This is a genomic window from Shewanella frigidimarina (assembly GCF_003797125.1).
In the GTDB taxonomy this organism is placed as follows: Bacteria; Pseudomonadota; Gammaproteobacteria; order Enterobacterales; family Shewanellaceae; genus Shewanella; species Shewanella frigidimarina.
The window spans coordinates 1-12,235 of record NZ_RKKE01000016.1; the positions used below are offsets into that span (position 1 = coordinate 1).

Consider the following 12,235-nt stretch of genomic DNA (forward strand, 5'->3'; position numbering starts at 1 on the left):
TCATCAGCTTGACCCCTGCCGGCGTTGCCGCGGTGGCCAATGACTTTGAAGCCCTGGCTAACGTGCACAATTTAGTCGTCGGCGCCTCTGATGGCGTCAACACCACCAACATTAACGTCACCCTCACCGAGCTTGATGTCAATGAGGCCCCTGTAATTGTTGATTATCGCAGCACAATCAATGATTCAATTGCAAATGGCACTGATGTATATAATGTTAACGAAGCGAATACCGGAAATGATACTGATATAGACGGCGACACATTGTCTTATTCTTTTGTGCTTGCTAATGGATCAAATAGTCTAATAAGTGAAGATGGTGCATTTATCATTAATGCTCAGACTGGTGTGATTTCAGTTAATGACACAACTAAAATTGACTACGACAATGGCAGCCAAATCAATTTAAAGGTTGAAACAAGTGATGGCAGTTTAACTGATACTGCAATTGTTACTTTTGACCTTAACAATGTTGATGCTAATGATGACCTTCCTGGTACATCATTTAGTGTGACTGCAGGTGCAACTAACGCTTGGACCATTCCTCAGTCAAACGGCGAGAGCTTAATGAAAATATCAGCTCGTACAGCTGATGGCTCAATGGGTGTAATTAACATAGAATCTGGTACTAACAAACTCGGTGTCGCAGGTTCACCAAGGACTTCAGGTCAAATTGCCGGACAAATCGAATATGATTCAGCTACCGCGACATCTGAATCAATTGTGATTGACTTTAATGGTTTAGTTAATAAGGCGACATTCAGTGTTTCAAACATGTTCTCTAATGAAAATAATGGTGAACAAGGTGTTTGGAAGGCTTATTACAATGGTCAATTAGTTGCAAGTGATACGTTTAAGACGACTTCAGGTGACGCAGGTACTTTCAGTATTGATACCGGTAATATTGTCTTCGACCAACTGGTATTTGAAGCAACTAAAACCATTAGTGAAGCAAATGGTGGCGCAGCATTAACTGACTCATCTGATTATTTCCTAACAAATGTTGCCGCATCTGGTCCTGCTATTATGGGAACCTACTTAGTGTCGGAAGATGGTATATTGACCATTTCTAACGCAAATCAAGGTCTACTTAACAATGACTCTAATTACTTTGCTATAGATGCCCAAGGGCATACATTTGCTCTAACAGGTGTAAATGGCGCAATAGTTACAGATGGTCAAGTGGTGATATTACCTAGTGGTGCATTATTAACTATTCACAGTGATGGTACTTATTCTTATGACACAAACGATTCATTTGAAGCACTTACCGCTGGGCAACTTGCAACTGATACCTTTACTTATACTGTAACTGATCAATATGGCGCTACTGACACAGCGACTGTGACGATTAACATTGTTGGAGAAGCAGACGCTAGCTCCACTTACGTCAGTTATAACGGTAATCCTGGCAATGACGTTATTAAAGGAACACCAAATAACGATATTATTGTTAGTGATCAGCAAGGTTTACAGATTGTTGCTGGAGAGAACTACAATATTGCATTTATATTAGATACCTCTGGCAGTATGTCGAATCTAATTGCGTCAGCAAAATTGCAATTAGAGTCGGTATTCAATTCATTAGCCGATAGTGCTACTGGATCCCATAGCGGTGTTGTTAATGTGCTGCTAACCAACTTTGCCACAGGGTCGAATATTTCAATATCCGTAAACATGGACGATCCAAATGCAGTTCAATCATTAGTGAGTAAATTAAATTCACTATCAGCTAATGGATGGACTAATTATGAAGCAGGCTTTGATGCTGCAATAAATTGGTTTAGTAGCAGTACTGTTCAACAAAATATCGGGCATAATTTGTCATTTTTCATCACCGACGGTACAGTTAATCGCAGTACAATTGAAACAGACATAACTAAAATATTAATTGGCTATGATGTCAACGCTTCTCAATATGTATCATTAAGTTCTTTGATGGGCAGTAATTATAGTAAAGGTACAATACTCAAATTTGATGGCAAGCTAGTGGTCGACGCTAATGGTAATGTGTACTCTATTTATACTGGTAAAACACTAGGAAAAATGACTTTCACTAGTAACGGTAAGTTTGCTTCGTACAGCGATACAGATTCAACAAGTACGACAAACACTCAAAATGAAGCATTACATGCATTCAACCTTTTAGCAGCAGTATCTGAAGTAGAAGCTATTAGTTTGAAAGCTGCTGATGGTTCGACACCTGTAGGCGAAGCTAATCTTAAGCTATACGATACCGACGGAAATGTGCGCGCATCGATTGATGTATCTAATTTATCAAGTGTCATCACAGGTTCTGAGACACTTCAATCACAAGGTGACGACGACACTACCGGCAATGAAGGTGATGATATTATCTTTGGTGACTTAGTTAGATTTAGCGGTTCATCAGAGCAAGGGTATGTCGCTTTACAAACCTATGTTGCAGATAAAACAGGCCAAAACGTTGGCGACGTAGATGTAAGAGCCGTGCATGATTACATTCGTGACCATGTGAATGAATTTAATATCAACAACCAAAATGATGGTAACGACATTCTCAATGGCGGTATTGGTGACGACATTCTGTTTGGCCAGGGTGGTAACGATGTTATCTATGGCGGTGAAGGTAATGACGTTCTTATTGGCGGCTTAGGTAATGACACGCTAATTGGTGGCCTGGGTAACGATACGTTTGTATGGTCTAAGGGCGATACTGGTACCGATACGATTAAAGACTTCGAAGTCAATAATGACTCCCTTCATATCAGTGATTTATTGCAGAATGAACAAAACGGCGATTTAGATAACTACTTAGATTTCTCGTTCAATAATGGCAGCACGACAATTTCTATCGATGCCGACCATAATGGTAGTATTGACCAAGTTATTGTTCTGGATGGTGTCGACCTGTCGCAAGAATACGGTAGCACCACAGACGGAGTGATCATTAATGGTTTACTTAATGATGGTGCACTCATTGTAGATACTGCAACCGTCAACCCTGCACCGTCGCCAGGAACCAGTCATGCTGATCTATTTGATCAACATAATGGAAATATTATTCCTTAATAACAACACATTGACTGCGTCACATAGTATTATGTGGCGCATATTTGATTACTCTAACAATAGACATTAAGGATAATGATTAGGTGCCTATAACTGCGTCTAACAAAAGTGAGCAGTGGACGATATCTGCTTCCCAGCGGGTAACCGTCGATCCGTTACTCGATTGTTTGGTTTTATTAACTGAACATTTTGGAAGTCCTTGCTCAATAGATTCCCTTGCGGCAGGTCTTCCTTTGTCTGGTGCAGTCATTACGCCCGATTTAATTCCTCAAGCCGCGGCAAGGGCTGGGCTATCAGCTAAATTATCACGTAAAGATTTGAATCAAATCTCTGAAATATTATTACCTTGTATCTTATTATTGAAAGATAAAAAGGCCTGTATTCTAAGAGAGATTGATCTAGAGCAAGACCAAGCCGTTATACAATTACCTGAAACGGGCGGCGAAGATACCCTGACAATTGAAGGCTTAGAAACCTTATATGTAGGTTACTTATTTTTAGTTAAACAAGATTATCGTGGTGACAAAAGTTTTGATGTTCACCTGCATGACAGCAGTACGCATTGGCTGCTACAAAGTATTAAAGACTCGGCTCCTATTTACCGCGATGCCCTTATAGCCTCAGTATTGGTCAACCTGTTTGCATTGGTTTCGCCACTATTTATTATGAATGTCTATGATAAAGTGGTGCCCAATCTTGCATTTGAATCACTATGGGTTTTAGCCATTGGGGCAAGTATTGCCTACATATTCGACTTTATCATGCGCCAATTACGCAGCTATTTAATCGATATCGCAGGTAAAAAAGTCGACATTATTGTTTCTTCAAAATTATTTGCAAAAGCCATTGGTATTCCATTATCTAAACGCTCACCAAGTGTCGGAGGTATGGCCAGGCAGCTAGGTGAGTTTGACAGTATTCGGGAGTTTTTAACCTCCGCAACCATTACTGCGTTAGTTGATTTACCATTTGCATTACTATTCGTGATCATCATTTATATTGTTGCAGGCGATTTAGCCATTATTCCGGTGATTGGCAGCTTAGTAATTATTGCAGTCACCTTTTATCTACAACCTAAACTGAAACAAGCAATTGAAGAAAGTAATCGCTTTGCCAGTTTAAAGCATGGCCATTTGATTGAAAGTTTAACCGCGTTAGAGTCAATTAAAGCCAATGGTGCCGAAGGATTAGTACAAAAAAGCTGGCAACAAATGATTGGCCATACAGCCAATTGGCAACTCAAAACCAAAAAACTGTCTAACTATGTCAGCCATATTGCTAATTTTATGGTGCAATTAACCGTTGTCCTAGTGGTGATATTAGGAGTGTATCGACTCGCTGAAAACGAAATATCCATGGGTGGGATCATTGCTGCGGTAATGCTATCTAGCCGAGCGATATCTCCGATGGCACAATTAGCAGGGTTAATTACTCGAGGTAATCATACCATCAGCTCACTGCGCCAATTAGACGCCATTATGGAACAAGAAGATGAGTTTGAAGACAAAGGAAATCTAGCCAGCAAAGAACGATTTATGGGGAAAATAGAAGCTGACAATATCAGTTTTAGCTTCCCTGGCTCCGAAAAACCAAGCTTACACCCTTTATCAATACAGATTAATCCCGGTGAGCGTATTGCCATTATCGGCCGTAATGGTTCAGGTAAAAGCACTCTAGCCAAATTACTACTCGGACTGTACAAACCGACTCAAGGTAGCCTTCGCTATGATGGCCTAGATGCAGGACAAATTCACCCAAGCGATCTTAGACGTAACTTTGGCTATTTACCTCAAGACGTCACCTTGTTTCACGGTACTATTCGCGACAATATTTTATTCGGTTCTCGGCAAGTGACTGAACATCAGTTAATAAGAGCTATCCAGCTTTCTGGTGTCAGTATGTTTACTAACCTAGAGTCCGAAGGCTTAGATCAACAAGTTGGTGAAGGAGGCTTGTCACTCAGTCGTGGCCAACGGCAAACCGTCGCCTTAGCCAGAGCAACATTGAATGATCCGTCGATATTATTAATGGATGAACCGACTGCCAGCTTAGATGCTAGAGCAGAAAAACAGTTTATTCGCTCAATGCAACTGGTTAGTCGCGACAGAACATTATTACTCATTACCCATAAGATGCATTTATTAAATCTAGTCGATCGCATTATTGTGCTCGAACGTGGTCATGTAGTGGCTGATGGTCCTAAAGATGAAGTCCTAGCTAAACTCAATGCAGGGACAATTGCTGGAGCCCAAAACTCATGAGTAAGCATCTTACCGTAGCCGACTTAGAAATGGTTGATGACGTTTATGGTGCCATGATGACCGATGCCCCGTCAGGACATCGTCTTATCATTTGGTCACTGGCCGCCATGATGGTGTGTTTTTTTATTTGGGCTTACTTCTCCGAATTAGATCAGGTGACATCAGGAACCGGTAAAGTGATTCCGTCTTCACAGATTCAAATTATCCAAAGTCTAGATGGCGGAATTTTACAGGAAATCTATGTCCAAGAAGGGGGGATAGTCACTAAAGGACAACCTTTAGCCCGGATTGACGACACTCGGTTCCGCTCGGATTTCGACCAACAAGAACAAGAAGTGTTCGGATTACAAACTAATATTATTCGTATGCGCACTGAATTAGACAGTATTATTATTTCAGATATGTCTTCAGACTGGCGCCAACAGGTCAAAATAACCAAACAAAACTTGGTATTTCCGCAGACCATTATTGACGAAGAGCCAGAACTGGTTAAGCGTCAACAAGAAGAATATTCGATTCGATTGGATAATTTAAGCAACCAATTAGAAATTCTTGTACGTCAGATCCAACAGCGCCAACAAGAAATTGAAGAGTTAGCCTCTAGAATTAGTACCCTTACGACAAGTTATCAATTAGTATCTCGCGAGCTTGAGTTAACTCGCCCATTGGCTCGTAAAGGCATTGTTCCTGAAGTTGAACTGCTCAAACTTGAGCGTACGGTAAATGATATTCAAGGTGAACTACAATCGGTTAGACTCTTGCGTCCAAAAGTGAAAGCGTCTATGGATGAAGCCATCTTAAAGCGCCGAGAAGCCGTATTTGTTTATGCCACTGATTTACGTGCACAGCTTAATGAAATGCAAACCAAATTATCACGTATGAATCAGGCACAAAAAGGCGCATTTGATAAGGTCAGTAAAGCTGTCATTGCCTCTCCGGTTATAGGAACAATTAAAAAAATTAACTTTAATACCTTAGGTGGCGTTGTGCAGCCAGGCGAAGAGATTATGGAAATTGTTCCATCAGAAGATAAACTGCTGATAGAAACCAAAATCACTCCTAAAGATATTGCTTTTTTACACCCAGGATTACCCGCTATCGTAAAAGTCACCGCATATGACTTTACCCGTTATGGCGGGCTAAAAGGAACCGTTGAACACATTAGTGCCGATACATCACAGGATGAAGAAGGCAACAGCTTCTATATTGTAAAAGTGCGAACACAAGAATCCAGTTTAATGAAAGACGATGGCACAGAGATGCCAATAATCCCTGGAATGCTCACATCAGTAGATGTCATTACGGGAAAGAAATCCATACTTGAGTACATTTTAAATCCAATTTTAAGAGCGAAAGATACCGCCCTTAGAGAGCGCTAAGAAGAACCAGGAGGGTTTTTTAATGACAACTATTATAAATCAACAAATAAAGCTAAGCGCTGTTGCTCTTGCTTTATTAATGTTGGTCTCGCCAACTGCCTCAAGCCAGACTCTTGAGCAAGCTGTTGCGCATACGCTAGACACAAACCCAGACTTACGTATTGCTTTTAATCGTTTTAAAGCGCGCGAAGAGCAAGTTAATCAAGCAGTAGCAGGCTATATGCCAACCGTAGATATTTCTGCGGGCTATGGCTGGGAGCAAACCGATAGCCCTTCAACTCGTCGTAAGGTAGGCCAAGGCGATGTTGATAATGACGGTATGATTGATTTAGAACGTGGCGAAGCCGGTTTTAGTATCAAACAAATGCTGTTTGATGGTTTTTATACTAGTAGCGAAGTCGATCGTTATTCGTTTGAAGCTAGTGCTGACCAGTGGGCATTATTTGCTGCAGCTGAAGATATGGCATTGGATGTTGCAAAGGTCTACTTGAACTACATCCGTAGTGAACAAGTATTATTACTTTCCGAGAAAAACCTTGCGAGTCATAAAGAGATTTACGATCAAATAAAACAGCGCACTGACTCTGGTTTAGGATCAATTGCCGATTTATCGCAAATCACTGGTCGTCTTGCCCGCGCAAACGCCAATGTGATTTCGGCTCAAAACAATTTAGAAGATGCTCGAGCAGCTTATATCAGAATTGTTGAAACAAAGCCTGATGACTTAATATTGCCAGTGCCTGATGCCGATATGCTACCAAAAAGTTTAGATAAAGGCCTCATGGCAGCAAAATCGAAACACCCAGTATTAAAATCAGCAGAAAGCGATATTAATGCCGCAAAAAAAGAGCGTAGCTCAGCCCAAGCCAACTATTTTCCACAATTAAGCCTGGAACTTAATGGTAACTGGAATAATGATACTGACGGTGAAGATGGCTACAGCGCAATTAACAGCCAAAATGTTAACGGCTATAACAATGATTTAGTTGCTATGGTTCGAGTTAAATATAACCTTTTCTCAGGTGGTAAAGACGTCTCAAAAGACAGAGAAACAGCCTATAAAGTCAACGAAGCAAAAGAGATCCAACAACGTGCTTACCGCCAAGTTGTTGAGGGTGTTTCTTTAGCTTGGAATGCTTATGAAATGCTAGCCCCACAAAAACAGTTCATCCGTGAACATGTTGTGGCAGCAAAGCAGACTCAAGTGGCTTATGTGCAACAATTTAACTTGGGCCAACGTACTCTGCTCGATTTGCTCGATACCGAGAATGAACTATTTGAAGCGCGTAAGGATTACTTGCAAACCGAGTATGATGAAATTGCAGCTCGCTATCGAGTATTGAATGCGACAGGAGATCTACTGGACTCACTTCGAGTTACACGTCCAGGAGAATGGCGTGGTGAGCATGAATATGAGGGAGGTGTTAAATAATGAAATATTTGATAATTTTACTCGCATTGATTACAACAGGTTGTTCAGTAAACGATATTGTCGAGTCTAATGCTTCTACACAACAAAATTTTGATCTTGCCGACAGTGATCGTGATGGTGTGATAATGGCCAGAGAGCGTTGTGCGAGCACGCTCATTGGCGCTGCTGTCGACAACTATGGTTGTGGTAGCATCAAAGATATCAATGAACGCCAAGACTTAAAAATCCTTTTTAGTAATAATTCCGTGGTTATCGAACCTCAGTATTATAACCAAATTGAACGCGTCGCTAATGTTATGACAACCTACCCTACCACTAAGGTAACGATTGAAGGTCATACAAGTAAACGTGGTAGCTATGAGCTTAATTTAGCGTTATCTCAAAAACGCGCTAAAGCGGTTATTGAAGTGTTAGAAAACACATTTGGTATCGATCCAAGCCGTCTAAACGCGACGGGTTATAGTTTTGATCGCCCTATCGATAACAGTGGTACACCAGAAGCAGAAGAACGTAATCGCCGTGTGGTAGCGGAAGTCACAGCCGATGACACCATTCCAGAAATGAGATGGAATATCTACACAGTTGATGAGCAGATTGACTAACGGACAAGGCATTGATTAGTTGAGTCGCGACGACAGCAAAGTAACGACATTGTTGCATAAAAGGGTCTGTCATATTTTTATTATGACATCGGCCCTTTTAGTTTCATGTTTATATGCCGCACCGACACAAGAATTAAATCAGCAAAAAACCGTGTCGGCTTTATCGAAACGTTATGGCGATCGAGCAGGATTACGAGCAAACGCTTGGTTTAAAATCGTCAATGATTCGCAACAACTTGCTGAAATTGATAAGTTAGAAAAAGTTAATCAGTTTTTTAATTTATTTCGATTCATTGATGATCAAACACTATGGGGTGATTCCAATTATTGGGCATCACCGATGGAGTTTATTGGGGTTAACGGAGGCGATTGTGAAGACTTCTCGATCGCAAAGTATTTTACCCTTCTCCAGCTTGGTATCCCGGAGGATAAACTCCGAATCACTATGGTAAAAGCCACATCGCTGAATCAGTATCATATGGTATTAGCGTACTACGAAAAGCCAAATTCGATTCCGTTAGTGCTCGATAATTTGGATAAAACCATAAAATCGGCAACGAAACGAAAAGATCTTCTGCCTGTTTACAGTTTTAACGGTAAACAATTATGGCTAAATAAAGAAAGAGGTCGAGGTGTGTTAGCTGGTTCATCATCACGCCTTGAAAAATGGACTGACCTTAAACTTAGATTAGGTGTAGACCGCTTACGCCAACCCAAACTCAACATGGAGTAGTGACAACATGACCCTGTTCAGGCAGATCTATGCGTTACTTTTCGGGCTTTTCTTGTTAACGATTGCAAGCGTAGCCTATGTACAATTTTCAGAAACCCAAGGTTTCTTATCCAAACAAATGGAATCTGATCTCAATAATGCCAGTAATTCATTAGGATTAATGCTTACTCCTGTTTTAGAAGCTGGTGATGATGCCGGTGCAGAAACATTAGTCAATGTTATTTTTGAAGGCGGCTATTATCAACAAATCAAATTAACTTGGTTAGTGGATGGTAAGCAACAAGTGTGGAATAACTCTGTTAAAGTCGAAAATATTCCCCAATGGTTTATCAATCTTAACCTGTTTAAAACCATTAAAAAGCAAACTACTATTACCTCTGGTTGGTTACAGCTTGCTACACTTGAAATTACAGCTCACCCAGGGTTTGGCTATCAGGAATTATGGCGGATTATTTCCGACATTATTATTCTATTTTCAATCTTATTTCTTATCGCCATTATATTTGCGCGAGTGGGATTAAGCTGGATTTTAAAACCTTTAAACACACTTTCCTTACATGCCAAGCAAATAGCAGCACAACAATTTGGCCCCGATATGCCAACGCCAAAAACGAGGGAGCTTAAAGAGCTAGTCAACGCATTTAACAGTATGTCAGCGCAATTAAAACAAGTATTTAATTCTCTTGACGAAGAAGTCTCTGCATTAAGAAAGAAAAATCTTGTTGATCAAGTCTCAGCGCTACCAAATAGACAATATATGGTCAGTCGAGTTAATGGTTGGTTAAGCGAACCCAGTACAGGCGCACTTTACTTAGTCAAAATGGATTGGCTAGAGGATGTACATAGCAAATACGGTTTCCAAGTTCGCGATGAGACTATTCGCATACTGGCTGAAAAGCTGCAACACCATCAAGATGAAATAGCTTCTTCTGTTATCGCCCGCATTGCAGCGTATGAATTCGCCTTCCTTGTTGAAGACTGTGAACATGACCAACTGGCTAAGTATTTACAAAGCCTCATACGTACTGTTAATAAAGAAATATCTAAAGCTGGCTGTAAACCAAACGAACAGTTTTATATTGGTGTCGCAGAACGTCTAGGACAAATGACAGTGTCAGATATGTTGGCACAAGCAGATAACGCACTCCAGCAGTCCATTAAAGACGACAAAGTGTTCCATTGGTTTGAGAACACCCAAAAGCAGCTGTTTACCCGTGAAGAATGGCGCAATAATTTAAGTCATGCCATAAAGAACAAAAAATTCCAATTTCGTTGGCAGCCGATCCAACTTTGTGCCAAAGATGAAATTTGTCAGCGTGAGCTATATTGCCAACTGCAAATTGGCGACACAATCTTGCACGCAGGTCAGTTTGTACCATACATAGAATTACTTTCACTAGGCACTATGTTCGATCGTTGTTTAATAGAAACAGTCAATGAACATCGTTTACTCGAGCGCAATTATGAACGCGTCGCCATCAACCTTACTTATCAGAGCATAAGCGATGTTGATTTTCATCTTTGGCTAAAGCAGTTTCTTCGGGCAAATAAATACGCTGAACGTATTTGCTTTGAAATCCCAGAGGCGAGTGTATATAGCGATTTAGAATCTTGCGAAAATCTCTGCAAAGTCATTCGAGATTCTGGTGCTCAGTTTGGTATAGATCATTTTGGCCGTCAATTCGGCTCAATGGCCTACTTGCAAAGCCTGCGTCCAAATTATGTCAAACTAGACCAGTCATTTGCTTATATTGAAGAGAATCAACACAACAGTGAATTATGTCGTGCTTTAGTGAATGTAGCTAAAGGATTAGATATTCAAGTGATTGTCACGGGGATCCAAGAAGCAAAGCAGTTAACACGATTTACTGAACTCAGAGTCGATGCTTATCAAGGCTTTATTGTACCGCCGGTCAATGTGAAGCTCTAAGTCTCTAAGTAATATTAAACAGTTGGACCAACTAAAACTAACCACTCTTCGGAGTGGTTTTTTTATATCCAGAGTTATTTACAGACGACAAACTCACTAAGGTCATCTATGAGGTTATCCAAGCAGTGATAACACTGTACTAGCCGTACTACGCGGCTCTGGAGAACTCATTCAAGCTTAAGCATGAGTCAGTCAACTCCACAGGCGTGATGCGACTTAATCGACTACCAAGGCTTGCTCTATGGAGTTTAGCCATGCCATGGCACGACTCTGACAACCTAAATAGCAGTGTAGAGGCATTTATGTCTATCGTTGGCGGGATTGTATCAACCACCCACTTACAACAGATGCGCTACGACGTTGCGGTTAAAAGATATGGAAACGACATGGAATATTGTATGTTGGCCCTGTTAGCGCCGTTAATATGAATAGTTAATGAGGGTAGCGAATATAAATAGCTGATGTAATTGGTATTCATCACTTTTAATGCACAATATTAAGTAATCAAATATACGATTATAATGACCAATCAGATCGCGAAAAACAAAAAAGCCACTCATTAGAGTGGCTTTTTTGTTAATTGGTCGGTGATAGAGGATTCGAACCTCTGACCCTCTCGTCCCAAACGAGATGCGCTACCGGGCTGCGCTAATCACCGAAATCTATCTTTAATTTTTGAGCGGTAAGCCAATTGAAAAATATTAACTGGAATACATAAAAGTGGTCGGTGATAGAGGATTCGAACCTCTGACCCTCTCGTCCCAAACGAGATGCGCTACCGGGCTGCGCTAATCACCGAAATCTATCTTTAATTTTTGAGCGGTAAGCCAATTGAAAAATATTAACTG

The 12,235-nt window shown here is 40.7% G+C and carries 8 protein-coding genes and 2 tRNA genes; 8 read left to right on the forward strand and 2 right to left on the reverse strand.

Features of this window, described 5'->3' with window-relative positions:
- The 8 genes from EGC86_RS20780 to EGC86_RS20950 form a co-directional block, all read left to right on the forward strand.
- On the forward strand, positions 1-3,050 hold a 3,050-nt coding region (locus tag EGC86_RS20780; RefSeq protein ID WP_123778895.1), incomplete at its 5' end, for a type I secretion C-terminal target domain-containing protein.
- An 83-nt stretch (positions 3,051-3,133) separates the two neighbouring features.
- Positions 3,134-5,311, forward strand: coding sequence for a type I secretion system permease/ATPase (locus EGC86_RS20785; protein ID WP_123778896.1), 2,178 nt, complete (start codon positions 3,134-3,136; stop codon positions 5,309-5,311).
- Positions 5,308-6,690, forward strand: coding sequence for an HlyD family type I secretion periplasmic adaptor subunit (locus tag EGC86_RS20790; RefSeq protein WP_011635923.1), 1,383 nt, complete (start codon positions 5,308-5,310; stop codon positions 6,688-6,690). The genes EGC86_RS20785 and EGC86_RS20790 overlap by 4 nt, the downstream gene beginning before the upstream one ends.
- Before the next feature lie 79 nt (positions 6,691-6,769).
- Positions 6,770-8,122, forward strand: a complete 1,353-nt coding sequence (locus EGC86_RS20795; RefSeq protein WP_425376056.1) for a TolC family outer membrane protein — start codon at positions 6,770-6,772, stop codon at positions 8,120-8,122.
- A complete protein-coding gene (locus EGC86_RS20800; protein ID WP_011635921.1) occupies positions 8,122-8,724 on the forward strand; it encodes an OmpA family protein in 603 nt (200 codons plus the stop codon). The genes EGC86_RS20795 and EGC86_RS20800 overlap by 1 nt, the downstream gene beginning before the upstream one ends.
- Positions 8,725-8,806: 82 nt before the next feature.
- The gene (locus tag EGC86_RS20805) at positions 8,807-9,457 is read left to right on the forward strand and encodes a transglutaminase-like cysteine peptidase (RefSeq protein ID WP_123778898.1); all 651 of its coding nucleotides are present in this window, start codon (positions 8,807-8,809) and stop codon (positions 9,455-9,457) included.
- Between the two features lie 7 nt (positions 9,458-9,464).
- Positions 9,465-11,387 carry a bifunctional diguanylate cyclase/phosphodiesterase gene (locus EGC86_RS20810; protein WP_123778899.1) on the forward strand — a complete coding sequence of 641 codons (1,923 nt, stop codon included), beginning with the start codon at positions 9,465-9,467 and terminating at the stop codon, positions 11,385-11,387.
- A gap of 254 nt (positions 11,388-11,641) precedes the next feature.
- Positions 11,642-11,815, forward strand: a complete 174-nt coding sequence (locus tag EGC86_RS20950; RefSeq protein ID WP_165872479.1) for a hypothetical protein — start codon at positions 11,642-11,644, stop codon at positions 11,813-11,815.
- 153 nt (positions 11,816-11,968) lie between these two features.
- Here the strand turns inward: EGC86_RS20950 and EGC86_RS20815 are convergent.
- Both EGC86_RS20815 and EGC86_RS20820 read right to left on the reverse strand, forming a co-directional pair.
- A tRNA-Pro gene (locus EGC86_RS20815) sits at positions 11,969-12,045 on the reverse strand.
- Positions 12,046-12,108: 63 nt separating this feature from the next.
- Positions 12,109-12,185, reverse strand: a tRNA-Pro gene (locus EGC86_RS20820).
- Between the last annotated feature and the right edge of the window lie 50 nt (positions 12,186-12,235).

Bases quoted from the DNA above. Each gene is read 5' to 3' on its own strand.
- EGC86_RS20810 (WP_123778899.1), top strand. From the start codon at position 9,465: ATGACCCTGTTCAGGCAGATCTATGCGTTACTTTTCGGGCTTTTCTTG.
- EGC86_RS20805 (WP_123778898.1), top strand. From the start codon at position 8,807: ATGACATCGGCCCTTTTAGTTTCATGTTTATATGCCGCACCGACACAA.
- EGC86_RS20795 (WP_425376056.1), top strand. From the start codon at position 6,770: ATGTTGGTCTCGCCAACTGCCTCAAGCCAGACTCTTGAGCAAGCTGTT.
- EGC86_RS20800 (WP_011635921.1), top strand. From the start codon at position 8,122: ATGAAATATTTGATAATTTTACTCGCATTGATTACAACAGGTTGTTCA.
- EGC86_RS20790 (WP_011635923.1), top strand. From the start codon at position 5,308: ATGAGTAAGCATCTTACCGTAGCCGACTTAGAAATGGTTGATGACGTT.
- EGC86_RS20950 (WP_165872479.1), top strand. From the start codon at position 11,642: ATGCCATGGCACGACTCTGACAACCTAAATAGCAGTGTAGAGGCATTT.